We start from the raw sequence: 26,958 nt of genomic DNA on the forward strand, positions 1-26,958 counted from the left end.
TACAGTGTTGTGGTGTCCCCGTCCGGTGCACGCACCGGACGGACCACGGATGCGCGGCTGTAGCTCAATGGTAGAGCGCACGCTTCCCAAGCCTGATACGCGGGTTCGATTCCCGTCAGCCGCTCTCGCACCGAACGCCCCGCGCCCCCACGGCCGGGGCGTTCGTCGTGCCCGGGACGGCCCGGTAGAATGTTCCCGCACCGTGACCCTCGACAGGCACTGGTGCCCGAGGCTCCGGTGCTCGACCGGAGCCGGATCCCGCACCCCGCCCACGAGGAGCAGATCTCCCGTCATGCTGCGCACCATGTTCAAGGCCAAGATCCACCGGGCCGTCGTGACCCAGGCCGATCTCCACTACGTCGGCTCGGTCACCGTGGACCAGGACCTCCTGGACGCCGCCGACATCCTGCCGGGCGAGCTCGTCTCCATCGTGGACGTCACCAACGGCGCCCGGCTGGAGACCTACACCATCGCCGGCGAGCGCGGCTCCGGCGTCGTCGGGATCAACGGCGCCGCGGCGCACCTCGTGCACCCCGGTGACATCGTCATCCTCATCAGCTACGCCCAGATGGACGACGCCGAGGCGCGCACCCACGTGCCCCGCGTGGTGCACGTGGACGCGCAGAACCGGATCGCCGACCTCGGCGCGGATCCCGCCGAGTCCCTGCTCGACGGCGTCGCCCGCCCCCCGCTCTCCCGGACCCTCGCCGCGGCACGGGCCGACCTCCCGCTGGGCTGACCCGGCCGGCGCCGCCCGTCCCCCGGGACGTCCTGCCCGGAGGGCCCTCCGGCATGGGATAGAACTGTAGGGGCCCGATCCCGCGGGTCCCGACAGTCCGAGGAGGAACCCGTGGCCGGAGTGTTCTCGGGGTTCTTCATCGTGTGGGCCGTCATCGGCACCGGATACGTGGTGGGCCGCCGCCGGGTGCTGGGACCGCAGGGGCAGCTGGTCCTGAGCAAGTTCGCCTTCTACGTGGCCAGCCCGCCGCTGCTGTTCCTGACCATCTCCGAGGCCGACATCGGCCGCCTGCTCTCCGCCCCGCTGCTGGTGGCGGCCGTCTCGGCGGTGGCCACCGCCCTCGTGCACGCCGGGCTCGCCCGGTGGGTGCTGCACCGGGACGCGGCGACCACCGTGATGGGCGCCCAGGCCGCCTCCCAGGTGAACTCCGCCAACCTCGGCATCCCGATCGCCACGTTCGTGCTCGGGGACGCGACCATGGTGGTGCCCGTCATCCTGTTCCAGCTGGCCCTGAACACCCCCGTGTACCTGACGATCATGGATGTGCTGACCGACGGCCGCCGGCCGAGCCTCGGCAACGTCCTGGGCAACGTGGTGACCAACCCGATGATCATGGGCTCCGGGCTGGGGATGCTGTTCGCGGTGACCGGCTGGCGGCTGCCCGAGGTCGTGCACGAACCGGTGGAGCTGGTGGCCGGGGCCTCCATCCCGGCGATGCTGATGGCCTTCGGCATCTCCCTGGTGGGCGCCTCCCCGCTGCGGGCCGGGGCGAGCCCGCGCCGGGACGTGGTGCTGGCCGCCGGGCTGAAGCTGGTGCTGCACCCGGTGCTGGCGTTCCTGTTCGCCCGCTTCGTCCTGGGTCTGGACGGGCACCTGCTCTACGCCGTGGTGGTGATGGCGGCGCTGCCCACCGCCCAGAACATCTACGTGGCGGCGGTGCGCTACGGCCGCGCCGAGCAGCTGTGCCGCGACACGGTGCTCCTCACCACCGTGGTCGCGATGCTGACCATGGCCGGCGTGGCGCTGCTGCTCGCCTGACCCCCACGTGCGGGCCGTGGCCCGGCATGCACATACGACGTCCGTTCGCAAAAACACAGGTTACTGGTCTGTGAGGTAACGCACTCATAGACTGAAGCTCCGCGCAGGGGTGGTCACCCGGCAGCACGCACCACCCGACCGTCCCGCCGTGCAGGCCCCACCGGGCCCCGTCGGCGCCCCTCGCGGGCCGCCACATCGCCGAAGGGGAGGAACAGACCGTTGACCACCACCTCACACCCCCACAGGGCCCCCGGGAGGCGACGGCGCAGCGCTGCCGCAGCCCTGGGCGCCGTGGGCGCCCTGATCCTGACGGGCTGCGGTGACGCCGACGCCGGCGGCACCCCGACCCTGACCTGGTACATCAACCCGGACGCCGGCGGACAGGCGGAGCTGGCCCAGCAGTGCTCGGAGCAGTCCGGGGGCCGGTACAACATCGAGACCTCGTTGCTGCCCCGCGACGCCGCCTCCCAGCGCGAGCAGCTCGCCCGGCGTCTGGCCGCCGGGGACACCTCGATGGACATCATGAGCCTGGACCCGCCCTTCATCCCCGAACTGGCCGAGCCCGGCTTCCTGGCCCCCGTGCCCGGCGACGTCGAGCAGGCCACCACCCAGGACGTCCTGGCCGGTCCCCTCGAGGGTGCCAAGTGGAAGGACGAGCTGGTGTCCGTCCCGTTCTGGGCCAACACGCAGCTGCTCTGGTACCGGGAGTCCGTGGCGGAGGCCGCCGGCCTGAACATGGACGAGCCGGTGACCTGGAAGCAGATCATGGACGCCGCCCGGGAGCAGGAGAAGTACCTGGGGGTGCAGGGCACGCAGGCCGAGTCGATGACGGTGTGGGTCAACGGCCTCGTGGAGTCCGCCGGGGGGTCCATCGTGGAGAACCCGGAGGCGCCCTCCGACGAGATCTCCATCGGCCTGGACAGCGAGGCGGGCCGGAAGGCCGCGGAGATCGTCGGCACCATCGGCCGTGACGGGCTCGGCGGTCCGGGCCTTCCGACCGCCGACGAGAACGCCTCGATGATCCAGTTCCAGTCCGACGACGGCTCCTTCATGGTCAACTGGCCCTTCATCTACGCGGCCACCGCGGCCGCCGTGGAGGGCGGGACGGTCGACCAGTCCGTGTACGAGGACATCGGCTGGGCCCTGTGGCCCCGGGTCGACGAGGGCGAGCCCTCCGCTCCCCCGCTGGGCGGCATCAACCTGGGCGTGGGCTCCACCTCCGAGAACCAGGAGCTGGCCTGGGAGGCCGTGGAGTGCATCGTCCAGCCCGAGAACCAGGCCTACTACTTCGTGAGCAACGGCAACCCGGCCGCGTCCGAGGCCGCCTACGAGGACCCCGAGGTCCGGGAGGCCTACCCGATGTACGAGACCATCCGGGAGTCCCTCGACAACGCGGCGCCGCGTCCCCAGACGCCGTTCTACAACGAGGTCTCCACCGCCATCCAGCAGGAGTGGACCCCGCCGGCGTCCGTCACGGAGGACACACCCCGGATGACCGCCGAGTTCATCGAGTCCGTCCTGAAAGGAGAGCAGCTGCTATGAGCACCGTCGTCAACCCCAATGCTCCCGGCACCGGTCCACGGGAGGCCGCACCGGCACCCGTGACGGGACGGCGCAGCGCCAAGCCGGTGATGTCCGACCGGGCCCGGTCGGAGCGCAAGCTCGGCTGGATGCTCGCCGGCCCGGCGTTCATCATGATGCTGCTGGTCACCATGTACCCGATCCTGCAGGCCCTGTGGGACTCCCTCTTCTCCTTCCGCCTGACGGCCCCCGGGGAGAAGGAGTTCGTCTTCCTCGGCAACTACGCCACGGTCCTCACCGACCAGGTGTTCTGGCGGGACCTGTGGATCACGGTGCTCATCACGATCGTCACCGTGGTGGTGGAGCTCGTCCTGGGCTTCGCCCTCGCCCTCGTGATGAACAACGCGATCCGCAACACCCGCGGGCTGCTGCGCACCGCGATCCTGGTGCCCTACGGCATCATCACGGTGGTCTCGGCCTTCGCCTGGTTCTACGCGTTCGACATCACCACCGGCTACATCAACAACTGGTTCTCCTGGCTGCCGGGCATCGGCCCGGACTTCAACTGGTTCGCCTCCCAGTGGCCGGCCCTGTTCGTGATCATGGCCTCCGAGATCTGGAAGACCACGCCGTTCATCTCGCTGCTGCTGCTCTCGGGCCTCGCCCAGGTCCCCAGCGAGTACACCGAGGCCGCCCGCGTGGACGGCGCCACGTGGTGGCAGCGCATGTCCCGGGTGATCCTGCCCAACATGAAGGCCGCGATCATGGTGGCGGTCGTGTTCCGTGCCCTGGACGCGTTCCGCATCTTCGACAACATCTTCATCATGACCCAGGGCCAGTACGGCACCGAGACGCTGTCCCTGCTCGCCTATCGAACCTCCATCGGCCGACTGGAGATCGGGCTCGGCTCCGCGATCTCCGTGATCCTGTTCGTCTGCGTGCTGCTGATCGCCTTCATCGCCATCAAGGTGTTCAAGGTCGACCTCGCCGGCGCCGGGAAGGGAAGGTAACCGCCCATGTCCACCAAGCAGAAGGTCGGCTGGGCCGTCGTCTCGGTCCTGGTCCTGTTCTACGCCCTGTTCCCCGTCGCCTCGATCCTCATGACGTCCTTCAAGACGCCGGCGGACCTGACGTCCGGGAAGTTCCTGCCCACCCAGTGGGTCGGGGAGAACTATTCGTCCATCTTCGTGGGGCAGGCCCGTGACCTGTTCGTGCCGTCGCTGATCAACTCGATCGGCATCTGCCTGATCGCCACGGCCATCGCCGTGGTCCTGGCCACGCTGTGCGCCTACGCGATCGCCCGCCTGGACTTCCCCGGCAAGAAGATGATCCTGACGGTCGCCCTGGCCGTGTCCATGTTCCCCGTCGTCTCGATCGTGACCCCGCTGTTCAACCTGTGGCGCCAGATCGGGCTCTACGACACGTGGCCCGGCCTGATCATCCCCTACCTCTCGCTCACCCTGCCGATCTCCATCTGGACCCTGACCGCGTTCTTCCAGCAGATCCCGTGGGACCTGGAGCGGGCGGCCCAGGTCGACGGCGCCACCACCTGGCAGGCCTTCCGCAAGGTGATCGTGCCGCTGGCCCTGCCGGGCGTCTTCACCACCGCGATCATCGCGTTCTTCATCGCCTGGAACGACTTCGTCTACGGCATCGGCCTGACCTCCACCGAGGCCGCCCGCCCGGTGCCCGCGGCGCTGGCGTTCTTCACCGGCGCCTCGCAGTTCGAGGACCCGGCGGGCGCGATCTCCGCGGCGGCCATCGTCGTCACCATCCCGGTGGTGCTCCTGGTGCTGCTCTTCCAGCGCCAGATCGTCTCCGGGCTGACCCAGGGCGCGGTCAAGGGCTGAGCCCGCCCGCCTCCCGTGCATTTCCCGAACCGAACGAAGGACTGAGTCCCAGATGGCATCCATCACCCTCAATCATCTCGTCAAGAAGTACGGCGACGGCTTCCCGGCGGTCAACGACGTCTCGATCGACATCGCCGACGGCGAGTTCCTCATCCTCGTGGGGCCCTCCGGCTGCGGCAAGTCCACGCTGCTGCGGATGATCGTGGGCCTCGAGGACATCACCTCGGGGGACCTGCTGATCAACGGCCAGCGCGTCAACGAGAAGGAGCCGCGCGAGCGGAACCTCTCGATGGTGTTCCAGAACTACGCGCTGTACCCGCACCTGACCGTCTACGAGAACATCGCGTTCCCGCTGCGGCTGTCCAAGGGCAAGTTCTCCGACGAGGAGATCGACCGGAAGGTGCGCCACGCGGCGTCGACCCTGGACCTCGACGAGCACCTCGAGCGCAAGCCGGCCAACCTCTCCGGCGGTCAGCGCCAGCGAGTGGCGATGGGCCGGGCGATCGTGCGGGACGCGGACGCGTTCCTGTTCGACGAGCCCCTGTCCAACCTGGACGCGAAGCTGCGCGGGCAGATGCGCACCGAGATCGCCCAGCTGCAGCGGCGGATGGGCATCACCTCCGTGTACGTGACCCACGACCAGACCGAGGCCATGACCCTCGGCGACCGGGTGGCCGTGCTCAAGAAGGGCATCCTGCAGCAGATCGCCTCGCCGCGGGAGCTCTACGAACAGCCGGCCAACCTGTTCGTGGCGGGGTTCATCGGCTCGCCGTCGATGAACTTCCTCCCGGCGCACGTGCGGGGCGACGTGTTCGACACCCCGCTCGGCGACTTCCCCGTGCCGGAGCAGGCCAAGGGCAAGCTCCCCGGGGACGGCAGGATCGTGCTGCTGGGCCTGCGCCCGGAGCACTTCGAGGACGCCAAGTTCGTGGACGAGGCGAAGGTCTCCCGCGGGACGACCTTCGACGCCGAGTTCACCCACACGGAGTGGATGGGCAACGAGCAGTACGGCTACATCAACTACCAGCAGGACCCCGAGGTCAAGGCGAAGCTCGACGAGCTGGCGCAGGACCTGGACGGGGACGAGATGCACCCGCAGATCGTCGTGGAGCTGGACGCCACCTCACGCATCCGCGGCGGGGCGAAGGGCCGGATCTGGGTCGACACCCGCCGGATGCACGTCTTCGACCCCGAGACCGGGGAGAACCTGACCCGGGACGCGGAGGCCGGTGCCGAGCTGACCCGTGAGGCGGTCGAGGAGCGCAAGGCCGAGATCGAGCGGGCCCGCCAGGAGCTGGCCGCGGCCGGCTGAGCCACCGAGCCGACACCAGCGGAGCCTGCCCCCGGCGTCACCGGGGGCAGGCTCCTTCGTCGTGGTGGCACCCGCCCGTCAGCCCGTGCCGGGCAGGTCCAGGGAGAGCCACACGGAGAGCGCGAGGACGCCGATCACCGCCGCCGAGGACGCGGCCGAGCACAGCCGCTGGTGCCGCAGCCGCCACGGCACCAGCCGCGGCCAGCGCGCGGCGGCCTGTCCGGCCGTGAGCTGCTCCACGTGCGTGCGGGGGGCGCCCAGGGCCTCGGCGACCTCCTCGAGGGCGCGCCCGTCCCACACGCCGCCGTCCAGGGCGAACACGCGGCGGCCCGCCCGGTCGGCGGCCCACAGGTGGGGCCGGCCGGCGCGCCGCGGGCTGTCGGCCGAGCGGTGCAGGGCCCCGACCGTGACCACGGAGTCGAGCCTCTCGAGGGGCGTGGCGGCGAAGCCCACGGTGCGGGAGCGCAGGACGTGGCTGTCGGTCCGCACGACGAGCGCGGGGCGCAGCCGCAGCCAGCAGGCCAGGGCGGCCACGAGCACGAGCCCCAGCAGCACGACCGCCACGGCCGGGCCCGGTCGCCGGGACCAGAGGAGCAGCAGGAGCACCGCGCCGGCGAGCATCGGGGCGAGGCAGGCGAGCAGGCGCCGGCCGTAGGAGCCCAGCCGCGGGCGGAGCACGGCACGGACGGGACCGTACTTCTCGGGGACCTGCCGGACGGCGTCGGCCATGGGAGTCAGCTCCAGACGGGGAACGGGGACAGCGTGCGGGAGACGGCGAACGAGCGCAGCGAACCAGGGCCGCGAACGAGGGCGGCGACCGGGAAGGGCCGCGGCACGCCAGCGTACCCGCCCGGGCGGGTCCGTGCGTCCCGGGCGTCCGTGCGGCCCCGTGGCGGGCGGGCGGGATGGGGATCGGTTAGCGTGAACGGATGGAGTCCAACGCCCGCGTGCTCAAGGCCCTCGGGGCCTGGCTGTTCCTCGTGCTGCTCGGGATGGCGGCCGCCGCCGTCACCATCGCCCTGGTCAACAAGTACATGTACGGCCCGGAGACGGACGTGCGGGCGTACTTCGAGGACCTGCAGGACGGCGACGGCGGGCGGGCCCTGGGGCTGCTCAACGCCAGCGTGCCCGAGGCCAACGCCGCGATGCTCGACGGTGACCCGCTGGAGGCCTCGGCCGAGGAGCTCGAGGACCTCGAGGTGTCCACCGTGAGCAACGACGGCGAGCAGGCCGTGGTGCGCGCCGACTACAGCCTCGGCGGCGAGCGGCACAGCTCCGAGTTCAGCCTGCACCCGGTGGACACGCAGTGGGGCTTCTTCACGGTCTGGGCCTTCGACGAGACCCCGCTGCCCACGCTGACGGTCAGCCTGCCGGGGGTGACCTCCGTGGACATCAACGGCATGTCCGTGGCGCTGCCCGACTCCGCCGGGGAGTTCTCCGCGTTCTTCCCGGGGACCTACACGGCCTCCTACACCTCCGAGCTGGTCGAGGCCGATCCGGTCAGCACCACGCTGACCGCCCCGGGCCAGGATGCGGAGGTCGTGCTCGAGCCCCGGCCCACCGCGGCCCTCGAGGAGGAGGTGGACCGGCAGCTGAAGGAGCACCTCGACGGCTGCGCCGAGCAGAACACCCTCTTCCCGGCGGGCTGCCCGTTCTCCTACGAGTTCGACGGGCGGGTCCAGGGGGACGTGCAGTGGACGATCGAGTCCTATCCGGACCCGCGGATCGTGGTGGGCACGCGGGGCGGCCGCGGCTGGTCCCTCGAGTCGGCGCGGGGCACCGCCCGGATCGAGTTCGACTCCCTGGACCTGTTCACCGGCGAGGTCGAACGGCTCGAGCGGACGGTGCCGTTCGAGGTCGCGGCGGACCTCGCCGTCGACGACTCGACCGTGCGGGTCACCCCGCGCGGCTGACAGCACGGTGCGGGTCACCCCGCCCGGCCGGGACGAGCGTCCGGCCCGAGCCGGAACGGCCCCCGGCGAAGTGGCAGCCCGCAGCGGGAGGACCGGACCGTTCCGGGACCCCGCAGAGGAAGTCCCGGAACGGCGGCCCGGGACGGGCCGGCTCAGTTGACCCCGCGCAGGTCCAGGACGAGCTCGGTCTCCCCCTCGGGGTCCAGCACGAACGGGATCCCCCAGTCCTGCTGGTACAGGTGGCAGGCCGCGTGGTCGGGGATCTCCCCGCCGGGCTCGCCGTCGCAGGCCGCGGCGCGCGCGGTCAGGTGCAGGACGCCCTCGGTGACCCCGTCCGCGAGCACGAGCTCCCGGCGCAGGCCCTGCGCCGTGCCGCCGCCCGCCACGAGCGCCCCCTCCGGGGAGGAGGAGATCTTCAGCTGGGTCGGGTCGCCCCAGCGGTCGTCGAGCTTCTGCCCCGTCGGGGCCGCGAAGCGCACGTCGATCGCGAGCGCCCCCGGCGCCAGCTTCGTGCGGGCGCGCTGGGTCTGCGAGGCCCCCTCGTCCACGCGCTGGGCGGTGGCGGGGATCGGCACGCGGACCAGGCGGTGCGCGTTGGCCTCGACGACCACGAGCAGCGGCTCCCCGCCCGAGACGTCGAGCAGCACGTCCGAGGGCTCCGCCAGACCGCGGGCCAGGGTGGCCACCTGTCCCGTCCGCGGATCGTAGTGGCGCACGGCACCGTTGTAGGTGTCGGCCACGGCCACGGAGCCGTCGGGCAGCTGGGCCACCCCGAGGCAGTGCTGCAGCCGCGCCTGCCCGGCGTCGCCGTCGCGGAAGCCGAAGTCGAACAGCCCCTCGCCCACGGCGGTCTCGACCGCGACGGCGCCGTCGTCGTCGAAGCGCAGCACGCGCAGCGCCGAGGTCTCCGAGTCGGCGATCCACACGTTGCCGAGGTGGTCCTCCGCGAGCCCCGAGGACTGGGCGAACCACGCCTCCGCGGCGGGCCCGTCCTTGAGCCCCTCGTCCCCGGTGCCGGCGAGCACGGCGAGCTGCCCGCTGCGCGGGTCGAAGGAGAACAGCTGGTGGGTGCCGGCCATGGCCACCAGCAGCCGGCCGGCCCGGGTGGACCACACGACGTCCCAGGGCGACGACAGCGCCACGGTCAGCGGGTCCGCGCCCACGGGCACGGCGTTGGGCTCCGCGCCGCGGGCGCGCTCCTCGTCGAGCAGGCGCTGGACGCCGCTGCCGGCGACCGTGCGCACCGTGCCCGTGGCCAGGTCCACGCCGCGCAGCCGGTGGTTCACGGAGTCGGCGACGACCACGTCGTACCCGACGACCGCCCGGACGTCCTCGGGCAGCAGGGTCAGGCCCTGGGGCTCGGTGAAGCGGGCCGTCGCCGCGTCCCCGTCCTCGTGGCCCTTCTGCCCGGCGCCGATCACGCGCTGGACCGTCTCGAGGTCGTTGCCGAGCTGGACGAGGCGGTGGTGGCCGGTGTCCGAGACGAGGAAGGAGCCGTCCGGCAGCGGGAGCACCTTGCCGGGGAAGCGGAGGTCGCCCTCGGGCGCGGGGCGCGGGACATAGGGGCCGTCGCCGCGGTGCAGGGTGCCCCGGGCCTCGTGCTCGGCCACGAGCTCCTCCACGAGGGAGACCAGGCCCTGGACGTGGCCCTCCCCGGACAGGTGCGCCACGATGTAGCCCTCGGGGTCCACCACCACGAGGGTGGGCCAGGCCCGGGCGGTGTAGGCGTCCCACGTGGTGAGCTCGGGGTCGTCGAGCACCGGGTGGTGGACCTCGTAGCGGTCCACGGCCGCGGCGAGCGCCTCCGGATCCGCCTCGTGCTCGAACTTCGGGGAGTGCACCCCCACGGTGACGAGGACGTCGGAGAAGCGCTCCTCGAGGGGCCGCAGCTCGTCGAGCACGTGCAGGCAGTTGATGCAGCAGAAGGACCAGAAGTCCAGGATCACGACCTTGCCGCGCAGGGCGGCGAGGTCCAGGTCCTGGCCGCCGGTGTTGAGCCAGGCGCGGCCCTGCAGTTCGGAGGCGCGGACGCGGGAGGTGAGGCGCATGGAGGAAGGGTCCTTTCGGGTGGGTGCGATGGGGGCGGGACTCAGCGGCGGGCGGCGCGGTCGTCGCGCTCCGCGAGTCGGGCCATCATGTCGTTGTAGGCCTTGAGCTCGGCGTCGTCGGTGCGGTCCGCCTGGCGGTCCACGCGGCGGTTCTCCTTGCCGCCCGCCAGCGCCCACAGGACGGCGACGACCACGGCGACGACGACGGTGGGGAACTCGCCGATCCCCCACATGAGGGCCCCGCCGAACTGCTGGTCCTCGATGGCCGACCGGCCCCAGTCCCGCCCGGTGTTGCCGAACCAGGAGGCCTGCAGCAGGGTGTCCGAGCCCATCAGGGCCACCCCGACGAAGGCGTGGTAGACCATCGTGGCGAGCAGCATGACGAGGCGCATCATGTGGCCGGGACGGTACGGGATGGGGTCGCTGCCGATGAGCACGAGCATGAACAGGTACCCGGTGATCAGGAAGTGCGTGACCATGAACACGTGGCCCACGTGGTAGTGCAGCGTGAAGTGGAACAGCGGGGTGAAGTAGAAGACCACGATCGAGGCGGCGAAGTTCACGGCGGCGAAGATCGGATGGGTCACGATCCGGCCGAACGTGGAGTGCACGAGGCGCAGGATCCACTCGCGGGGCCCGCGGCTGCCGTCCCGGCGGGCTTCCAGGGCCTTGAGCAGCAGGGAGACCGGCGAGCCCAGGACCAGGAAGATCGGCACCACCATGGTCAGCGCCATGTGCTCGACCATGTGCGCCGAGAACAGCACCCGGCCGTAGACGGCGACCCCGCCGGAGGTGATGTAGAACAGCGCGAGGAGACCGGTCAGCCACGACAGGGTGCGCAGCACCGACCAGGAGTCCCGGCGGCGGCGCACCCGCACGAACGCCCAGAGGTAGACGAGGGCGAGGAACAGGCACACGGCCAGCCACAGCCAGTCGACGCGCCACGTGGTGAACCATGAGGCGGCGGTGGGCTCCGGCGGCAGCTCGTACCAGGTGAGGATCTGGGCCGGGGAGGCGTCCGGGGCCAGCTCCTCGGGCACCGGCGGCGCCGTCCGGGACAGGGCCACCGCGATCCCCATGACGGCGCCCATGAGCAGCAGCTCCCCGAGCACCAGCTGCCACACGGCGCGGCGGGCCGTGAGCCGGCCGGCCTCCAGCGCGGGCACCAGCCACCGGCGGTGGGCCAGCCCGGCACCGCCCAGGGCGAGCGTGAGGGCGGCCTTGACGAGCACCAGTCCCCCGTAGCCGCTCGTGAGCTGGTCCCAGGACCCGATCCGCACCGCGGCGTTGACGGTTCCGGAGAGGAACACCAGGAAGAAGGCGCCGAACGCGACCGCGGAGAAGCGGCGCAGCACCACGGCCGCGATCGGCGCGCGGTCCCGGGGGCCGGCCGCCGTCCGGCCGCGGGCGGCGCCCTCCGGCAGCGTGCCGGTGCCGGCGTCCGGGGCGCTCAGCTGCGGCGAGAGCCAGGCGAGCACCACCAGGCCGCCGGTCCACAGGCACACCCCCAGCAGGTGCAGGCCCAGGGAGTTGACGGCGCCCATGTGGTCGTTGCCGCCCGCGGAGTGACCGTTGAGGGCCATCGCCACGAGGGCCGTGCAGGACAGGGCCAGGGTGAGCAGCAGCCCGAGCGGCGCCCGGATCCCGAACACGAGGGTGGTCACCACGGCCGCCGTCACGACGATCGCCGTCTGCGCCTGCCCCGTGGGGATGTCCGTGGCGTAGTGCAGCAGCTGCTGGGTGTAGGTGCCGTCCCCGCCCACGGGCACGCCCGCGACGTCGGAGTAGGACAGCACGAGCACCGCCAGGGCCGCCACGGTCCACACCGCGGCCGCGGCCTCGGCCAGGCGCAGCGTCGTCGTGAACAGCGGGTGCTCCGGTGCCGCGTTCCCGCCGTCCGTGCCCGTCCCGGCGCGGCCGGCGCGCCGGGTGCTGGGCACGATCCCGACGGCGAACAGCAGCGCGCCGATCACGACGACCAGGGCGCTGTTGTGCACCAGCTCGGCGGCGGGCAGGCCCCAGCGCACCAGCGCCCCGGGATCGGCGGCCAGCCGGGCGGCGCCCGACCCGGTCCAGACCATGGCCACGACGAGCGCCGTGAGGGCCACGACGGGCACGGCCGCGAGCAGCCAGGGGTCCAGCCCGCGTCCGCCCGCGCGCGCGGCGGTGCCGTGGTCGGCGCGCTCGGCCGTCCTCGTGCTCATGGTGCATCTCCTTCTTCCGCCTCCCCCGTCGGGGCGGCTCCATCCATTGTCCCCCGCAGCGCAAATCCGCCCGGCCCCGGGGGCAGCTCCCGGACGGTGGCCCGGCGGCCCCGCCCGGGCGCCGGCCCGGCGGCTGTGCCGGCCGGGCGCGGAGCCCGGTCGAGCGGGCGTCGCAGGGGTCCTGCCGGAGCAGTCGCCCTGCCCGCTCAACGGCCGGCGCAGGGATCCTGCCCGCTCAGCGACCGGGCCGGGGATCCTGCCGGCGATGCGCGGCACCCCGGTCAGTCCCCGCGGCGCCGCCGGGAGACGAGGCTCACGGCGCCGAGCACGGCCAGGGCGACCGCCGCTCCGGCAACCGCGACCAGCCAGAGCGGGGTGTCCCCGGTCGAGGCCTGGGCCGCGGCTTCCTCGGCCGGCTCCTCGGGGACCTCGGCCGTGGGCGTCACGCCGGGGGACGGCTCCGACCCGGCGCCGACCTCGTAGGCGAAGGTGCCCTCGATGGGGTGCCCGTCGCTGGAGACGACGCGCCAGACGACCTGGTAGGTCTGGTCGTCCGGGCCGGCGTCGGCCAGGGGCTGGACGATCCGGTTCCCCTCGGTCTCGAGCGGTCCGTCCGTCACGGAGCGGCCCTCGGAGTCGGTGACCTGCACCTGGTGGCCGATGTTCATCACCTGGCCGGAGAAGGTCAGCTCGAGCTCTCCCGGGGCGGTCGTGAGAGTGGCGCCGGGCTCCGGGCTCACACCGGTGAGCTCGTCGTGGGCGGAGGCGGGCAGGGCGGTCAGGACGGTGAGGGCGCCCGCCGCCAGCAGGGCCGCGGCGCCTCGTGCGGCGCCTCGTGCGGCGCCTGTTGTGGTGTGTCGTGCGGTGCCTGGTGTGCTGTGTCGTGCGGTGCGCATGGGTGGTGTCTCCTCGAGGGGCCCGGGCAGGGCATCGGTCGGCCGTCGGTGCGGGGGCGTCGGTGTGCCGGTGGTTCGGGGCCGCCGGACCGGGGCGGTCGGCGGCGAGCACGGGGCGCCGCTCGTCCCGCCGCTGTCCGGTTCCGGGACCCCGCCGCGGCACCGGCCGGGTCAGCCGACGGGCAGCAGGGCGGGTCCGGCCGGGGGCAGGAGCCGGCGCCGAGGGCGCGGCGGCCCACGGTGGGAGCGCACGGGGCGCAGCAGCGACTGGTCGGTGAGCGCGTGCGGGTGTCCCGGCCGCACCGCCCGCGGACGGCCGGCGACCACCGGGGAGAACAGGGTCCGCCACAGCCGCCGCACGCGCAGCCGCAGGGCCTCCAGGAGGACCACGGCCGCGACCTCTCCGTGGCGCATGAGGGCGTATCCGGCGAGCGCGGCCAGCACGTGGGCCGTGAGCATGACGGGCCCGTCGTGCTCCGGGTGCGGGCCGGCCTGCAGCACGAGCACGGGTCCGCCCCCGGCCGCCCCGTGGTGGGAGGCGTCCGTGACGGCGCCGACGGTGCCCGACGCGGCGAACAGGGCGTGGAACAGGGACTGGCTGAGCAGCACGCTCAGCACCAGCGCGGACCGGGACAGCGCCCGGCCGGCCAGGGCCATGCACAGCGGCCCGGACAGGGCCAGGGACAGGAGTACGAGCAGCGCCGGCGGGGGCTGACCGCCCGCGACGGTGTGGGAGGCCGCGGCCGCGGAGGTGGCCAGAGCCGCACCGGCCCAGCCGCGGGCGAGACGGCGTGCACGTGGGCTCACGCGCCCCCTCCCCTCGGATCGCCGGCCGGTCGGTCGGTGCTCCCATTATGCGCGGCACCGCCGGAGCCGGGCCAGTCGCGGCGGACCGGCCCCGGGCGCCCCGGCACCACGGAGGCACGGAAGCTCGGAAGCTCGGGGGCACGACCTCCCGCAGACCGCGCCGCCCGGACCGGGCGTCCGGGCCCCACGGATGCACGCACGACCCCGCGCAGACCCGGCGCCCCGGCACGGGACAGGGACCGCGCACCGGGCCCCCGGCACGGCGAAGGGGCGGCCCCGGTGGGGGCCGCCCCTTCGGACGAAGCCATGGAGAAGGTCCAGGACGGACCCGCGGGTGTCCCTACTTCTTGGACACGGCCGCCTTGAGCTTGGAACCAGCGGTCAGCTTGACGCCGTGGCCGGCCGGGATCTCGATGGTCTCACCGGTCTGCGGGTTGCGACCGGTGCGCGCGGCGCGGTCGGTGCGCTCGACGGCCAGCCAGCCCGGGATGGTGATCTTCTCACCGGCGGAGACGGACTCCTCGAAGACCTGGAACAGCGCGTCCAGCACCCCGTTGACGGCGGCGTTGGTGGTGCCGGCCTTCTCGGCGACCTCGGCGACGAGTTCACTGCGGTTCTTAGCCATGTTCATGTCCTCCTGGACTTGGGGTCGTGGGGAAGCGCGGCACCGGGAACCGGTCGCGCTCCTGCGTCAGAAATTACCAGCTGGACTTCGAGATGCCGGGCAGCTCGCCACGGTGCGCCATCTCGCGGAAACGGACGCGGGAGATGCCGAACTTCTGGATGGTGCCGCGGGGGCGCCCGTCGATCTGGTCGCGGTTGCGCAGGCGGACCGGGGAGGCGTCGCGGGGCAGCTTCTGCAGGCCCAGGCGAGCCGCCTCGCGGGCCTCGTCGGTGGCGTTCTCGTCGACCAGGGTCTTCTTCAGCTCGGCACGCTTCGCGGCGTAGCGCTCGACGACGACCTTGCGCTGCTCGTTCTTGGCGATCTTGGACTTCTTGGCCATGGATTCAGCGCTCCTCGCGGAAATCGACGTGCTTGCGGACGACCGGGTCGTACTTCTTGAGCACCATGCGGTCCGGGTCGTTGCGGCGGTTCTTGCGGGTCACGTAGGTGAAACCGGTGCCGGCGGTGGACTTCAGCTTGATGATGGGACGAACGTCCTTGTCCTTGGCCATGCTAGATCTTCTCCCCACGTGCGATCATGTCGGTCACGACAGCGTCGATGCCGCGGGCGTCGATGACCTTGATGCCCTTGGCGCTGACGTTGAGCGTCACGCTGCGCCGCAAGGACGGCACCCAGTAACGCTTCTTCTGGATGTTCGGGTCGAACCGGCGCTTGGTACGGCGGTGCGAGTGCGAAATGCTGTGCCCAAAGCCCGGCTGAGCTCCGGTCACCTGGCAGTGCGCTGCCATAGTGTTCTCCTCCAATGTTGACGAAATGACGGCACGCAGTGGGAGCCGCAGGATGATCACTCACCTGCGGCCGCGAGCGTCCCGTCACCTTCAGAATTGCCACCGTTCGCCAACCGGGCCCTCTCGTGAGACCCGCGGTCGGAACCGGCGAAGGCCTCGCCACGATGAAGACGGTGAAGATCAAGGTGCCGGAAGGTGGACAGCACCCCACGACAGCCTTGAAGTCTAGGCCCGTACGGACTTCCCCGCAACCTGACGTCAGGCGTGACCAGCTTCTGGCCAGTCTACCGGCTCCCCGGACCCCCGCAAACCGGCGGCCCCGCGGGGCGCGGGCCCGGCGGGGACCACGGCCCGCGGGAGCAGGGTCGTCCACCCGGGGTGACGGGCGGCGACGGCGTCCCCGGAGGACGTGCCGCGCAGCCGGCGCCCGATCCAGGGCAGCAGGTACTCGCGGGCCCAGTACAGGTCCTCCTTGAGCACGCCCGGGCTGGCGGTGACGGGCAGCTGGTCCGTGGGCGGCAGCTCCAGCGTGTGCGCGACGCCGAGCAGCTCGAGCATCCGGGCGGCCACGTAGGTGTGCCCGGCGGTGGACATGTGCAGCCGGTCCACCGCCCAGTAGCGCCAGTCCTGCAGCGCGCGCATCCGCCAGTAGTCGAGCACCCGGCACCCGTGCCGGTCGGCGATCTCGCGGACGTGCTCGTTGTACAGGGCCTGCCGGGGACGGGTCCAGGACGTGGGCGCGTCCCGGCCGGGGTCGAAGGCCGTGAACAGCACCACCTCGGCGCCGGAGGAGCGCAGCCGGGCGACCGCCTGCTCGTAGACCTCCATGAGGCCGTCCACGTCCGCCCGCGGGCGGAGCATGTCGTTGCCGCCGGCGTAGAGGCTCACCAGGGTCGGCTCCAGGGCCAGGCACGCGTCCAGCTGCCCCTCGACGATCCCGCGCAGCAGGCGTCCGCGGACCGCGAGGTTCGCATAGCGGGTGTCCGGGTGGGCGGCCGTCAGCTGCTCGGCCACGAGGTCCGCCCAGCCGCGCACGCCGTTGGGGCGGGCGGGGTCGGGGTCGCCCACGCCCTCGGTCATCGAGTCGCCCAGGGCCACGTACCGGATGGGCCGGGCGGGCGGGACAGGGGCAGGGCGGGGCGCCGTCGGCTCCGTCATGCGGTGTGCTCCGTTCGGGGGGGGTGGGGGCGGCCCGGGCTCAGGGCGCCGTGCGGTCGGTGTGCTGCGGCTGCGCCGGCTCCCCCACGCCCTGGAAGCGCGGACGGGTGCCGAGGGCCTCGTTGATCGCACGGACCAGCGAGTTGGCCCGCGCGTTCTCCGGCAGCGTCTCGATCAGGACGGGGTTGCCCGCCCCGTCGGCCAGGGGGATCCGCCAGTTGGGGTACTCGTCGCCGGTGCCGGGCTGGTTCTGCATCCGCCGCTCGCCGACCGCGTCCACGAGGGAGACGTTGAACAGCAGCGCCGGGGCCTGGCCCAGCCAGCGGTGCAGCGCCTCGACCCGGGCCTGCTCGCCCGTCGCCTCGCCCTCGGGCAGGAGCCCGTCCGCGGCCACGGCGGCGAAGAACGTGTCCAGCTGCTTCCGGGCCTCGGCGCGCTCCTCCTCCACCGGGCGGGCCAGGAGACCGAGCTGCTCGCGCACGTCCACCTGCACCCCCTGGAGGAAGCCCGCGGTGGGCGGGAAGTCGTGGGTGCTGACGGAGGCCATGCTCAGCTCCCGGTACCGCGCCGGCGGCAGGGGCTCGTCGCCGTCCATCTCGAACCACAGGATCGAGGTCCCGAGCACGCCGCGCTCGGCGAGGTACTCCCGCACCCACGGCTCCAGGGTGCCCAGGTCCTCGCCGACCACCACGGCCCCGGCGAGCTCGGCCTCGAGCGCCAGGATGCCCACCATCGCCTCGTGGTCGTAGTAGACGTAGGCGCCCTCGGAGGCCTCCTGGCCGTCCGGGATCCACCACAGCCGGAACAGGCCCAGGACGTGGTCCACCCGGATGCCGCCGGCGTGCCGGAAGATGGTGCGCAGCATGTCCCGCCAGGGCAGGTAGCCGGCCTCGGCGAGGCGCTCGGGGTGCCACGGGGGCTGGGACCAGTCCTGGCCCTTCTGGTTGTACATGTCCGCGGGCGCGCCCACGCTGACCCCGGATGCCAGCACGTCCTGCAGCATCCACGCGTCGGCGCCCTGCTTGTGCACGCCGACCGCGAGGTCGTGGATCACGCCGATGTCCATCCCGGCCAGGTGGGCGGCGCGCTGGGCGGACTCGAGCTGCTCGTCGAGCAGCCACTGCATCCACACGTAGAAGTCGATCCGGTGGGACAGCCGGGTCCGCGCCTCGGCCGCGTAGGGGGCGGCCGGGGACGCGGCGACGTCGCCCCACTCGGGGGCGTCCTCGCCGAGCTCCTCCCGCAGCGCGCACCACAGGCCGAAGTCCTGCAGGCCCTGCCCGCCCTCGGCCACGAACCGGCGCAGCTGCTGCTGGCGGTGCGGGGAGCGGCGGACCGTGAACAGCAGCTCGAGGCTCTTCAGCTTGGCCGCGTACGCCTTGTCCCGGTCGATGGTGCTGGTGTCGAGGTTCTCCCTGCGCTGGATGGCGGCGAGCGTGTTGACCACCTCGAGGTCGGCCGGGCGCAGGTAGGCGTACTCGGGGACCTCGGCGATGCGCAGGTAGAGAGGGTTGAAGAACCGGCGGCTGGTGGGCAGGTACGGCGAGGGCTCCACCGGCGGGGTGGGCTCGGCGGCGTGCAGCGGGTTGACCAGCAGGTAGTCCGCACCCTGCTCCCCGGAGACCGCCGCGAGGCTCGCCAGGTCCGAGACGTCCCCCACACCCCAGGAGCGCCCCGAGGTCACCGAGTAGATCTGGGCCATGTAGCCCCAGCGCCGCCGGCCGTGCAGCCGGTCGGTGGTGGAGAGCCGGCGCGGGGTCACCGCCAGCGGCGTGGTGACGGGCCGCCCGCCGTCGACGTCGGGGCACTCGGCCCGGACCTCGTACCAGCCCGGGCCGAGGTCCTCGGGGACCTCGAAGGTGACCTCCGCGGTGAGCACCCCGTCGACGTCGCGCGGGGAGGGCCGGCTGTCGGCCTGCGGGGCCGTGGTCCGCGTCCCGTCCTCCCCCACGAGGGAGACGTGCACGGCCGAGCCGTGCGGGACGTGGGCCGCGAAGCGGGTGCGGGCGCCCTCGACGGCGACGACGACGGGCGGCAGCACCCGCCGCCACGGCGCCAGCTCCCGCCGGGCCAGGCAGGCCTCGACGGCGTCGTCGTCGCCGGCGTCGGCGCCCAGGGCGTCGAGGACGGCGCGCAGCGTGGCGTCCGGGACCTCCCGCTCCCGGCCGTCGAACCCGGAGTAGGTCGTGGAGACCCGGTACGCCTCGGCGAGCCGGTGCAGGGGGTCGGCAGTGCTGGTGGTGTCGGCCATGGGGACCACTCTAGCCAGAGCCCGCCCCGAGTCGCAGGGTGCTGATGATCCCGGCCGCTACGCCAGGGTCCGGGCGACGTCGACGACGAAGCGGTACCGCACGTCCGAGGCGACCACCCGGTCGTAGGCGGCGTCGACCTCGTCGGCGCCGATCAGCTCGATCTCCGCCTCGACGCCGTGCTCGGCGCAGAACTCGAGCATCTCCCGGTGCTCGGGGATGCCGCCGACCATCGAGCCGGTGAGCACGCGCTGCGGGGCGATGAGCGCGCCGGGGCGGACGCTGTACGGCTCGGTGGGCAGGCCCACCGAGCAGAGCACGCCGTTGACCCGCAGCAGGGACAGGTAGTCCTCGATGGGCAGGTCCGCGGAGACGGTGTTGATGATCAGGTCGAAGCGGCCCCGGTTGCGCTCGAACGTCTCCGGGTCCTTCGTGGCGAAGTAGTCGGTGGCCCCGAAGGCGAGCCCGTCCTCCTGCTTGGACAGGCTCTGGCTCAGGACGGTGACCTCGGCGCCCATGGCCGCGGCGATCTTCACCGCCACGTGGCCCAGCCCGCCCATGCCCACGACCGCGACCTTGCTCCCGGGACCCGCGCCCCAGCGCTTGAGCGGGGCGTAGGTCGTGATCCCGGCGCACAGCAGCGGGGCGGCCTTCGCGGGGTCGAGGGCCTCGGGCACGCGCAGCACGAAGCGCTCGTCGACGACGATGCCCGCGCTGTAGCCGCCGCGCGTGGCGCTCCCGTCCGGCAGGGCGGTGTTGTAGGTGGCCACGACGCCCTCGGCGCAGAACTGCTCGAGGCCCTGGGTGCACTGGTCGCAGCGCCCGCAGGAGTCGACGAAGCAGCCGACGCCGACGGTGTCGCCGGCCGTGAAGCCCGTGACCTGGTCCCCCACCGCGCGCACGCGGCCCACGATCTCGTGGCCGGGGGTGACGGGGTACCGGGCGCCGCCCCACTCGTCGCGGACGGTGTGGATGTCGGAGTGGCAGATCCCGGCGTAGTCGATCTCGATCTCGACGTCGTGGGCGCCCACCGGGCGGCGCTCGATCGTGGTGCGGCGGAAGCCGGAGTCGGCGGAGACGGCCTCGAGGGCGGGGAACGTGGTCATGGGGTGCTCCTGTCGTGGGACGGGTCGTGCGGAAGGTCGTGGGGGTGCGGTGCGGACCGGCACGCGGGCTGCTACCAGGCGCGGGCCACCAGCTCGTACGAGCGGGCGCGCACCTCGGCGTCGTGAGCATAGCTGTTGAGCATCAGCTCGTCGGCGCGGGTGATCTCGACGACCTGCTCCAGCTCGGCGACCACCCGGTCGGGGGTGCCGACCGCCGAGACGGCCAGGTGCTCCTGGACCATGCTCGCCTCCGCCGCGGTCAGCTCCACGCGCTCGGTGGGCGGCTGCAGCGGGCGCCGGTCGTTGCGGGCGATCCCGCGCACGAGCAGCTGGTGGGTGCTGAACTGCCGCCGCGCCTCCTCGTCGGTGTCCGCGGCCAGGACGTTCGCCGCGACCACCACGTACGGGCGCTCCACCGTGGCGGTCGGGGCGTCCGCGTCGAAGCGCTGCCGGTAGAGGGCGATCGCGTCCATGATCATGGCGGGGGCGAAGTGGGAGGCGAACGCGTAGGGCAGGCCGAGCCGGGCGGCGACCTCGGCGCCGCCCGTGGAGGAGCCGAGGATCCACAGGGGCACGTCCGTGTCCCGGGCCACGGGCGCCCGCACGACCTCCTGCTCCTGGCCGCCGAACAGCCGCACCAGCCGGCGGACGTCGGACTCGAAGGTGTCGTGGCCGGCGTGCCCGCGCCGCAGCTCGAGCGCGGTGCGCATGTCGGTGCCCGGCGCCCGGCCCAGGCCCAGCTCCACCCGGCCGGGGTAGAGGTTGGCGAGCGTGCCGAAGGCCTCGGCCACGGTCAGCGGGACGTGGTTGGGGAGCATGATCCCGCCCGAGCCCACGCGGATGCGCTCGGTGGCGGCCAGCGCCTGGCCGATCAGCACCGCCGTGGCGGAGGAGGCGAACGCCTCCGTGTTGTGGTGCTCGGCGTACCACAGACGCCGGTAGCCGGACGCGTCGAGCCGGCGGGCGAGGTCCACGGCCTCCCGGAGGGCGTCCGCGGTGGTGCGCCCCTCGGACCGGGGCACGAGGTCGAGGGCGGACAGCGGGATGCGGGGCGTGGTGGGCACGGGCGGCTTCTTCCGTCGGGGAGGGGCACGAAGGGATCCGGTGGCGGCAACACCCCGGGCCGGGACGCTTATTCCGCGCCGTTGCCCTCCTCACATCCCGGCGACGGTCCGGCCCGCGTGAGGCACGATGGGACCATGACGACTTTCCCGCCCCGGACCACCTCGCCGTCCCCGGCCCACCCCGGGCTGTCCGCGCCCGCCGCGGACTGGTCGCCGGCGTGCGTGGTCTTCGACTGCGACGGGATCCTGATGGACACGGAGGCCAACTGGGCCCGCGTCCAGCGCGCCGTGGCGCAGCGCCACGGGCTGGCCTACACCGACGCGATGGAGCGCGCCATGATGGGCTGGTCCGCGGCGGACGTGGCCACGGCGATCGCGGACGCCGCCGGGGCCGACCGCGCCCTGGTCCACGCCGACGTGCTGCGCACCGAGGAGGAGACCCTGACCGGTCAGATCGTCCCCCTGCCGGGCGCGCTGGAGACCGTGCGGGAGTTCGCGCAGCGGCTGCCGGTGGCCGTGGCCAGCAACTCCACGCGCACGATCCTCGGGGTGAAGCTGGAGCAGGCGGGCTTCGCCCCGCACCTCAGCACGTGGGTCTCCTCGGAGGACGTGGCGCACGGCAAGCCCGCCCCGGACATCTACGCCGAGGCCGTGCGGCGGCTGGGCTTCGCCCCGGCGGAGGCGCTGGCCGTGGAGGACTCCGCGGTGGGCGCGTCCTCGGCCGTGGCGGCGGGACTGGTGGTCGTGGCCGTGCCCTCGGTCCCGGACGGGGACCCCGTGCCGGCCCACCACCGGGTGGCGTCGCTGACGGATCCGGCGTTCCGGGTGCTCGTGGCCCGCTGGCTGGGCTGAGCGGGACGCCGACCCGGCGTCCCGCCCGGTCGGCTCAGCGGTTCCAGATCCCGTAGGTCTGGGCCAGCTCGGAGACCTTGCGCGCCCGGGCCAGGCGGGGCAGGTAGCTGCCGTCGCCCACGACGTGCCCGGAGTCGTGCTGCGTGATGAGCTCGCGCGCCCAGGTGATCTCCTGCTCGCTCGGAGCGAGGTTGCGGTTGATCCCGTCCGTCTGGTCCGGGTCGAGGCACAGCTTGCCCGTCATGCCCATCGACTGGGTCACCGCGCACGCCTGCGCGAGCTCCTCCCCGGAGGCGCCCAGGGTCGGTCCGTCGATGGGCCCGGGCAGCTCGCCCACGCGGGAGGCGACCACGAGGCTCGAGCGCGCGAAGGCCAGGGCCATCGGGTCCGCGCTGACGCCGGTGTCGCGGCGGAAGTCGCCGACCCCGAACGCGAGCCGGAACACGCCCGGCGCCCGCGCGATGTCGTTGGCGTTCATGATGCCCACGGCGGACTCGATCAGCGCCACCACCGGCGTGCCGGCCGGCGCCATCATGGCGGTCTTGGTGATGTGGTCGGGGTGCTCGGTCTTCGCGAGCATGATCCCGCGCAGGCGCCCCACCCGGCTCAGCGCGGCCAGGTCCTGCTCCCAGTACGGCGTGGTGATGTCGTTGATCCGCACCCAGGCGCTCGCACCGGCCTCCAGGGCCTCCACGACATTGCGCCGGGCCTGGTCCTTGCCGTCGGCCGGGATCGCGTCCTCGATGTCGAAGACGACCGAGTCGGCCTCGGACGCGAGCGCCGCCGGGAAGACGGACGGGTCGGCGGCGGAGGTGAGCAGCCACGAGCGGGACAGGCGGGCCGGCAGCGCGGCGGCGCGCTGGTTGCGGTAGGGGGCCACGGGAGGTCCTTTCCGGGACGAGGGGCGGAGGGCGGAGGGCCCGGCGGTCCGCCTCCTGGTGCGCGGACCCGGACCGCACCAGCTGACCAGTCTAGGCGGCGCGCCGCGGTGGGACGCCGCTCAGACGGCCAGGGGGGTGTGACGTCGGTCAACCCGTTCCTCGGGGCGGACGGGGCCCGGCGCGGTCCCCGCGCCGAAGGGCGAGCTGCCGAGGGCCTCCCGGCCGTGCGCGGAGACCCAGTTGCGCAGGTCGGGCCCCGCCGGCACGATCTGGGACGGGTTGATGTCCTCGTGGACGATGTAGTAGTGCTCCTTGACCTGCTGGAAGTCCACGGTATCCCCGAAGCCGGGGGTCTGGAAGAGGTCCCGGGCGTAGCCCCACAGGTGCGGCATCTCGGTGAGCTTGTTCCGCGAGCACTTGAAGTGGGAGTGGTAGACCGGGTCGAAGCGCACGAGGGTGGTGAACAGCCGCACGTCGGCCTCGGTGATGTGCTCGCCCATGAGGTAGCGGCGGGTGGCGAGGCGCTCCTCGAGCCAGTCCAGCGCCGCCCACAGCCGCTCGTAGGCCTTCTCGTAGGCCTGCTGGGAGCCGGCGAAGCCGCACCGGTACACGCCGTTGTTGACCTCGGTGTAGACCCGCCGCATGACCTGCCGCATCTCGTCCTCGAGCTCGGCCGGCCAGAGGTCCGGGGCGCCCTCCCGGTGGAAGGCGGTCCACTCCTTGGCGAGGTCCTCGGTGAGCTGGGCGAAGTCGTTGGTCACCACCTTCCCGCTCGCGATCTCCACGACGGCGGGCACGGTGATGCCCCGCGGGTAGTCCGGGTAGCGGGCGAAGTACGCCTCCTGGAGCCGCTCGATGCCCAGGACGGGGTCCCGGCCGTCCGGATCGAGGTCGAAGGTCCAGGACCGGGCGTCGTGCACCGGACCGGGCAGCCCCACCGAGAGGGCGTCCTCCAGCCCCAGCAGGCGGCGCACGATCAGGGTGCGGTTGGCCCAGGGACAGGCCCGGGCGGCGACGAGCCGGTAGCGACCGGCCTCCACCGGCCAGGCGCGGGCCCCCTCGCCCAGCCGGGCGCGCTCCGGGTCGCGGACGATCCGGTCCTCGATGTAGGTGGTGTCCCGGGTGAACTCCTCCCCCGGGTGCACGTAGGCGCCGGCGGTGCTGTGCTGGGACTGACGGGTGGTGCGTGGGGACATGCTGGCTCCTCGGGGCTGCGCTGCCGGACGGCGGGTCGCCGGCGGGCCGGTGACGGAGCGGCCGCTGGGCCGCTCCCGCTTTTGATGATATGTCAATAATGCGCTGGAGCACCAGACCGGGTGCCGTCGGGGGTGAGGTCTACAGTAGAGCCGTCCAGCACTCCTCCACCACGGGACCCCGCCCATGAGCAGCCACGGCCACGAGCCCGAGTACGGGCAGCGCATTCCCCACCGGGACCTCCCGGCGCCCGCCCCGGCGCCGCGGGCGTCCCCGGCCTCACCGCGAGCGACCCGCCGGATGGCCCGCGGCCTCTCCTTCACACTGGTCCTGCTGGGCGTCCTGCTGGGCGCCGGGCTCGCCGCGCAGGACGTGGTCTGGGGCTGGCTCGTCGGCGCGCTGCTGGCCGCGCCCGGGGCCGCCGGCTTCGTGGCCGTCCAGGCCCAGCTGCACCCCGCCCTGCGGGACCCCGCGGCACCGCCCCTGCGGAGCCGCTCGAGGTGGTGGCTGATCCCCGCGGCCCTGCTGGCGCTCGGCCTGCTCCCGCTCGCCGGGGCGTTCGCGGTGGAGCCCGCCCTCGAGGGCACCGCGCGCGCCGACCTGGTCGACGAGTACGTCAGCGTGCTGGTCGTCTCCGGCATGACCCTGGTGGTCTCGGCGGGCCTGGGCTTCGGACTGGTCGCCATGGCGACGTTCACCCCTCCGGACGACGACGACTCCCCGCTGCGCCCCACCGGCTACGCCGAGCGCCTGCGGCGGACCGACCCCCGGGAGCACTACGACTCGGACTGGATCCGACGCGGCCGGGGACCCCGGTACGGCCCCGACGGCGACCCCTCGCCCGGAGGGCCACCCGGCACTTGACTTTGGTTGACATGTCAATATAAGCTGGGAGGTCCCGCCCCGCACGAGAGGACCCCCGCATGAACACCCCGGAGCCCGCCGAGGTCAACTGGCTGACCGACGAGGAACAGAGCGCCTGGCGGAGCTTCCTGGCGCTGAGCCGTGGCATGCAGACCGCGATCGACCGCCAGCTGTCCCGGGACAGCGCGCTGTCCGGCTCGGAGTACGAGGTCCTCGTCCCGCTCTCCGAGAGCAGCACCGGGGTGATCCGGTCCCGGGACCTCATGCACGCGCTCGGCTGGGAGCGCAGCCGGCTGTCCCACCTGCTCTCGCGGATGGCCCGCCGCGGCCTGCTCGAGCGCCTGCGGTGCGACAGCGACGCCCGGGGCCTCGACGTGCGGATCACCCCGGAGGGCCGCCGCGCCATCGAGGCCGCCGCCCCCGGCCATCTCGAGATGGTGCGCGCGGCGTTCGTCGACCACCTGACGCAGGAGGAGATGGACACCCTGCGCCGCGTCTCCGGCAAGGTCATCCCCCGGCTCGAGGAGCTGGGGCTGTGCTGACGCCGGCCGCCTGACCCGCTGGGGTCCTGCCCGGACCGGCCCGTCCGGGCAGGAGCGCCCGGGGCGCGGTGAGGGCAAGGGACAGGCCCTGCCGCATGGGGGGATCGGCAGGGCCTGTCGGGCATCCCGATCGGGGGAATGGGACGCCGGTCATCGGCAGGAATCATCCGGGCGCCGATGGGGGGATCGCGCCCGGGCCATCGCCGACGACAGATTCACTTTAGACCCAGTGATCTGCATGGGCAAGCCACCTTCGGGGCGCGCGTCCGGAAAACGCACAGGTCGCCGCGGGGCGTCCTTTCGGGTGCCGTCGCGCCCCGGGCGCCCGGCGCCGGCCGGGGCGCAGCGGCCGCGCCGGGCGGGCTACGGAGCCGCGCCGGGCCCGGGCCGGAGATCGGCGACGAGGTCGAGGAATCGGTGCAGCAGCGCGGACCGGTCCTCGCGCCGCCACGCGACGGCCAGCTCGAGCTCCGGGGCGTGCTCGATCCCGCGGTACACGACGCCCGCCAGCTGCACGGCACGCACACCGGCGGGCACCACGGCCACGCCGCCGCCGGCGGCCACGAAGGACAGCAGCGCGGACGTCCCGCCCGCCACGCGGGCGATCCGGGGCTGGAACCCGGCCCGGCGGCACAGGTCCGTGCCGGCCCGGTAGAGCACCGAGTCCGGCGGGCAGGCGACGAAGTCCTGGTCCTGCAGCTCGTGCGCGGCCACGGGGCCGTCCTCGTCCAGCGGACCGCCGGAGGGCACCGCGACCACGAGCGGTTCGCGGGCGACGACCCGGTGCTCGAGGCCCGGGGAGGCCACCGGGGGGCGCAGCAGCGCGGCGTCCAGCGTGTGCCCGCGGAGCCCCTCCTCCATGGCGGGGGTGAGCATCTCCCCCTGCAGCGCCAGGGACAGCCCCGGCAGCAGCTGCGCGGCCCGCCGGACCAGGCCGGGCATCGTCCCGTAGGTGGCGGAGCCGCAGAAGCCGACCCGCAGCACCCCCGTGGTGCCCTGCCCCACCTGGTGGACGTCGGCCTCGAGGGCCTCGATCTCCCCGACGATCCGGCGGCCCCGGTCGAGCAGCACCTGACCGGCGGCGGTGAGGTCCACCCGGCGGGTGGTGCGGTCCAGGAGGCGCACCCCGAGCTGCTCCTCGAGCTGGCGGATCTGCTGGGACAGTGGCGGCTGGGCCATGTGCAGGCGCTTGGCGGCCCGGCCGAAGTGCCGCTCCTCGGCCACGGCGATGAAGTAGTTGAGCTGCCGGAGCTCCATCGTGGACGGCCGTCCTTCCGCTCGTTCCGCGGGATCGTCGTCGACCCCC

26 protein-coding genes and 1 tRNA gene are annotated in these 26,958 nt (G+C 73.3%); 11 read left to right on the plus strand and 16 right to left on the minus strand.

The features are described 5' to 3' along the window. Positions 1 to 53: 53 nt before the first annotated feature. The 7 genes from AYX06_RS07015 (at position 54) to AYX06_RS07045 (ending at position 6,460) form a co-directional block, all read left to right on the plus strand. Positions 54 to 124, plus strand: a tRNA-Gly gene (locus AYX06_RS07015). Between the two features lie 168 nt (positions 125 to 292). Beyond that, complete coding sequence (gene panD / locus AYX06_RS07020; RefSeq protein ID WP_062735163.1) at positions 293 to 739, plus strand: aspartate 1-decarboxylase; 447 nt, start codon at positions 293 to 295, stop codon at positions 737 to 739. A gap of 111 nt (positions 740 to 850) precedes the next feature. Next, positions 851 to 1,777 carry an AEC family transporter gene (locus AYX06_RS07025; protein WP_062735164.1) on the plus strand — a complete coding sequence of 309 codons (927 nt, stop codon included), beginning with the start codon at positions 851 to 853 and terminating at the stop codon, positions 1,775 to 1,777. 219 nt (positions 1,778 to 1,996) lie between these two features. Further along, positions 1,997 to 3,319 (plus strand): extracellular solute-binding protein, encoded by a 1,323-nt coding sequence (locus AYX06_RS07030; RefSeq protein ID WP_062735165.1) that lies wholly within the window; start codon positions 1,997 to 1,999, stop codon positions 3,317 to 3,319. Beyond that, positions 3,316 to 4,308, plus strand: a complete 993-nt coding sequence (locus AYX06_RS07035) for a carbohydrate ABC transporter permease (protein ID WP_062735166.1) — start codon at positions 3,316 to 3,318, stop codon at positions 4,306 to 4,308. The genes AYX06_RS07030 and AYX06_RS07035 overlap by 4 nt, the downstream gene beginning before the upstream one ends. A 6-nt stretch (positions 4,309 to 4,314) precedes the next feature. Continuing rightward, a complete protein-coding gene (locus tag AYX06_RS07040; protein WP_062735167.1) occupies positions 4,315 to 5,148 on the plus strand; it encodes a carbohydrate ABC transporter permease in 834 nt (277 codons plus the stop codon). A 52-nt stretch (positions 5,149 to 5,200) separates the two neighbouring features. Further along, positions 5,201 to 6,460: an ABC transporter ATP-binding protein gene (locus AYX06_RS07045; RefSeq protein ID WP_062735168.1), complete on the plus strand. Its 1,260-nt coding sequence runs from the start codon at positions 5,201 to 5,203 to the stop codon at positions 6,458 to 6,460. A 78-nt stretch (positions 6,461 to 6,538) separates the two neighbouring features. Here the strand turns inward: AYX06_RS07045 and AYX06_RS07050 are convergent, their stop codons facing one another. After that, on the minus strand, positions 6,539 to 7,189 hold the full coding sequence (locus AYX06_RS07050) for a hypothetical protein (protein WP_062735169.1): 651 nt from the start codon (positions 7,187 to 7,189) through the stop codon (positions 6,539 to 6,541). A gap of 200 nt (positions 7,190 to 7,389) precedes the next feature. On the opposite strand from AYX06_RS07050, the gene AYX06_RS07055 reads away from it, so the two are divergent. After that, on the plus strand, positions 7,390 to 8,373 hold the full coding sequence (locus tag AYX06_RS07055) for a zinc ribbon domain-containing protein (protein ID WP_062735170.1): 984 nt from the start codon (positions 7,390 to 7,392) through the stop codon (positions 8,371 to 8,373). Between the two features lie 152 nt (positions 8,374 to 8,525). On the opposite strand, the gene AYX06_RS07060 is transcribed toward AYX06_RS07055, so the two are convergent. From AYX06_RS07060 to AYX06_RS07115, 12 genes are all read right to left on the minus strand, one after another. Beyond that, positions 8,526 to 10,421, minus strand: coding sequence for an NHL domain-containing thioredoxin family protein (locus tag AYX06_RS07060; protein WP_062735171.1), 1,896 nt, complete (start codon positions 10,419 to 10,421; stop codon positions 8,526 to 8,528). 41 nt (positions 10,422 to 10,462) lie between these two features. After that, complete coding sequence (locus AYX06_RS07065) at positions 10,463 to 12,625, minus strand: cytochrome c oxidase assembly protein (protein WP_062735172.1); 2,163 nt, start codon at positions 12,623 to 12,625, stop codon at positions 10,463 to 10,465. Between the two features lie 281 nt (positions 12,626 to 12,906). After that, a complete protein-coding gene (locus AYX06_RS07070; RefSeq protein ID WP_062735173.1) occupies positions 12,907 to 13,521 on the minus strand; it encodes a copper resistance CopC family protein in 615 nt (204 codons plus the stop codon). 171 nt (positions 13,522 to 13,692) lie between these two features. Beyond that, the gene (locus AYX06_RS07075) at positions 13,693 to 14,328 is read right to left on the minus strand and encodes a hypothetical protein (protein ID WP_062735174.1); all 636 of its coding nucleotides are present in this window, start codon (positions 14,326 to 14,328) and stop codon (positions 13,693 to 13,695) included. Positions 14,329 to 14,668: 340 nt separating this feature from the next. Then, positions 14,669 to 14,953, minus strand: coding sequence for an HU family DNA-binding protein (locus tag AYX06_RS07080; protein WP_047804493.1), 285 nt, complete (start codon positions 14,951 to 14,953; stop codon positions 14,669 to 14,671). 73 nt (positions 14,954 to 15,026) lie between these two features. After that, positions 15,027 to 15,332 carry a 30S ribosomal protein S14 gene (rpsN, locus tag AYX06_RS07085; RefSeq protein ID WP_047804469.1) on the minus strand — a complete coding sequence of 102 codons (306 nt, stop codon included), beginning with the start codon at positions 15,330 to 15,332 and terminating at the stop codon, positions 15,027 to 15,029. 4 nt (positions 15,333 to 15,336) lie between these two features. Next, positions 15,337 to 15,504: a 50S ribosomal protein L33 gene (rpmG, locus tag AYX06_RS07090; protein WP_017832642.1), complete on the minus strand. Its 168-nt coding sequence runs from the start codon at positions 15,502 to 15,504 to the stop codon at positions 15,337 to 15,339. A gap of 1 nt (position 15,505) precedes the next feature. Continuing rightward, entirely contained in the window at positions 15,506 to 15,742 is a 237-nt protein-coding gene (rpmB, locus tag AYX06_RS07095; protein ID WP_047804470.1) for a 50S ribosomal protein L28, read from the minus strand. 258 nt (positions 15,743 to 16,000) lie between these two features. Beyond that, positions 16,001 to 16,900 (minus strand): SGNH/GDSL hydrolase family protein, encoded by a 900-nt coding sequence (locus tag AYX06_RS07100; protein WP_232319417.1) that lies wholly within the window; start codon positions 16,898 to 16,900, stop codon positions 16,001 to 16,003. Positions 16,901 to 16,940: 40 nt separating this feature from the next. After that, positions 16,941 to 19,151, minus strand: coding sequence for a 4-alpha-glucanotransferase (malQ, locus tag AYX06_RS07105; RefSeq protein WP_062735175.1), 2,211 nt, complete (start codon positions 19,149 to 19,151; stop codon positions 16,941 to 16,943). A 57-nt stretch (positions 19,152 to 19,208) separates the two neighbouring features. Then, positions 19,209 to 20,255, minus strand: coding sequence for an NAD(P)-dependent alcohol dehydrogenase (locus tag AYX06_RS07110; RefSeq protein WP_062735176.1), 1,047 nt, complete (start codon positions 20,253 to 20,255; stop codon positions 19,209 to 19,211). 71 nt (positions 20,256 to 20,326) lie between these two features. Then, on the minus strand, positions 20,327 to 21,319 hold the full coding sequence (locus AYX06_RS07115; protein ID WP_062735177.1) for an LLM class flavin-dependent oxidoreductase: 993 nt from the start codon (positions 21,317 to 21,319) through the stop codon (positions 20,327 to 20,329). 135 nt (positions 21,320 to 21,454) lie between these two features. On the opposite strand from AYX06_RS07115, the gene AYX06_RS07120 reads away from it, so the two are divergent. Beyond that, on the plus strand, positions 21,455 to 22,171 hold the full coding sequence (locus AYX06_RS07120; RefSeq protein WP_084271494.1) for an HAD family hydrolase: 717 nt from the start codon (positions 21,455 to 21,457) through the stop codon (positions 22,169 to 22,171). A gap of 34 nt (positions 22,172 to 22,205) precedes the next feature. Here the strand turns inward: AYX06_RS07120 and AYX06_RS07125 are convergent, their stop codons facing one another. Beyond that, positions 22,206 to 23,051 carry an HpcH/HpaI aldolase/citrate lyase family protein gene (locus AYX06_RS07125; RefSeq protein WP_062735178.1) on the minus strand — a complete coding sequence of 282 codons (846 nt, stop codon included), beginning with the start codon at positions 23,049 to 23,051 and terminating at the stop codon, positions 22,206 to 22,208. A gap of 120 nt (positions 23,052 to 23,171) precedes the next feature. Further along, positions 23,172 to 24,248: a glutathione S-transferase family protein gene (locus AYX06_RS07130; protein WP_062735179.1), complete on the minus strand. Its 1,077-nt coding sequence runs from the start codon at positions 24,246 to 24,248 to the stop codon at positions 23,172 to 23,174. 184 nt (positions 24,249 to 24,432) lie between these two features. On the opposite strand from AYX06_RS07130, the gene AYX06_RS07135 reads away from it, so the two are divergent. Beyond that, positions 24,433 to 25,110: a hypothetical protein gene (locus tag AYX06_RS07135; RefSeq protein WP_062735180.1), complete on the plus strand. Its 678-nt coding sequence runs from the start codon at positions 24,433 to 24,435 to the stop codon at positions 25,108 to 25,110. 59 nt (positions 25,111 to 25,169) lie between these two features. Then, positions 25,170 to 25,652 carry a MarR family winged helix-turn-helix transcriptional regulator gene (locus tag AYX06_RS07140; RefSeq protein ID WP_062735181.1) on the plus strand — a complete coding sequence of 161 codons (483 nt, stop codon included), beginning with the start codon at positions 25,170 to 25,172 and terminating at the stop codon, positions 25,650 to 25,652. 363 nt (positions 25,653 to 26,015) lie between these two features. On the opposite strand, the gene AYX06_RS07145 is transcribed toward AYX06_RS07140, so the two are convergent. Then, a complete protein-coding gene (locus tag AYX06_RS07145; RefSeq protein WP_062735182.1) occupies positions 26,016 to 26,909 on the minus strand; it encodes a LysR substrate-binding domain-containing protein in 894 nt (297 codons plus the stop codon). Positions 26,910 to 26,958: the final 49 nt, after the last annotated feature.

The organism is Kocuria turfanensis (assembly GCF_001580365.1).
GTDB classification, from domain to species: Bacteria; Actinomycetota; Actinomycetes; order Actinomycetales; family Micrococcaceae; genus Kocuria; species Kocuria turfanensis.

Bases quoted from the DNA above. Each gene is read 5' to 3' on its own strand.
- panD (WP_062735163.1), top strand. From the start codon at position 293: ATGCTGCGCACCATGTTCAAGGCCAAGATCCACCGGGCCGTCGTGACC.
- AYX06_RS07035 (WP_062735166.1), top strand. From the start codon at position 3,316: ATGAGCACCGTCGTCAACCCCAATGCTCCCGGCACCGGTCCACGGGAG.
- AYX06_RS07040 (WP_062735167.1), top strand. From the start codon at position 4,315: ATGTCCACCAAGCAGAAGGTCGGCTGGGCCGTCGTCTCGGTCCTGGTC.
- AYX06_RS07045 (WP_062735168.1), top strand. From the start codon at position 5,201: ATGGCATCCATCACCCTCAATCATCTCGTCAAGAAGTACGGCGACGGC.
- AYX06_RS07050 (WP_062735169.1), bottom strand. From the start codon at position 7,189: ATGGCCGACGCCGTCCGGCAGGTCCCCGAGAAGTACGGTCCCGTCCGT.
- AYX06_RS07055 (WP_062735170.1), top strand. From the start codon at position 7,390: ATGGAGTCCAACGCCCGCGTGCTCAAGGCCCTCGGGGCCTGGCTGTTC.
- AYX06_RS07060 (WP_062735171.1), bottom strand. From the start codon at position 10,421: ATGCGCCTCACCTCCCGCGTCCGCGCCTCCGAACTGCAGGGCCGCGCC.
- AYX06_RS07065 (WP_062735172.1), bottom strand. From the start codon at position 12,625: ATGAGCACGAGGACGGCCGAGCGCGCCGACCACGGCACCGCCGCGCGC.
- AYX06_RS07070 (WP_062735173.1), bottom strand. From the start codon at position 13,521: ATGCGCACCGCACGACACAGCACACCAGGCACCGCACGACACACCACA.
- AYX06_RS07080 (WP_047804493.1), bottom strand. From the start codon at position 14,953: ATGGCTAAGAACCGCAGTGAACTCGTCGCCGAGGTCGCCGAGAAGGCC.
- rpsN (WP_047804469.1), bottom strand. From the start codon at position 15,332: ATGGCCAAGAAGTCCAAGATCGCCAAGAACGAGCAGCGCAAGGTCGTC.
- rpmG (WP_017832642.1), bottom strand. From the start codon at position 15,504: ATGGCCAAGGACAAGGACGTTCGTCCCATCATCAAGCTGAAGTCCACC.
- rpmB (WP_047804470.1), bottom strand. From the start codon at position 15,742: ATGGCAGCGCACTGCCAGGTGACCGGAGCTCAGCCGGGCTTTGGGCAC.
- AYX06_RS07100 (WP_232319417.1), bottom strand. From the start codon at position 16,900: ATGACGGAGCCGACGGCGCCCCGCCCTGCCCCTGTCCCGCCCGCCCGG.
- malQ (WP_062735175.1), bottom strand. From the start codon at position 19,151: ATGGCCGACACCACCAGCACTGCCGACCCCCTGCACCGGCTCGCCGAG.
- AYX06_RS07110 (WP_062735176.1), bottom strand. From the start codon at position 20,255: ATGACCACGTTCCCCGCCCTCGAGGCCGTCTCCGCCGACTCCGGCTTC.
- AYX06_RS07120 (WP_084271494.1), top strand. From the start codon at position 21,455: ATGACGACTTTCCCGCCCCGGACCACCTCGCCGTCCCCGGCCCACCCC.
- AYX06_RS07130 (WP_062735179.1), bottom strand. From the start codon at position 24,248: ATGTCCCCACGCACCACCCGTCAGTCCCAGCACAGCACCGCCGGCGCC.
- AYX06_RS07135 (WP_062735180.1), top strand. From the start codon at position 24,433: ATGAGCAGCCACGGCCACGAGCCCGAGTACGGGCAGCGCATTCCCCAC.
- AYX06_RS07140 (WP_062735181.1), top strand. From the start codon at position 25,170: ATGAACACCCCGGAGCCCGCCGAGGTCAACTGGCTGACCGACGAGGAA.
- AYX06_RS07145 (WP_062735182.1), bottom strand. From the start codon at position 26,909: ATGGAGCTCCGGCAGCTCAACTACTTCATCGCCGTGGCCGAGGAGCGG.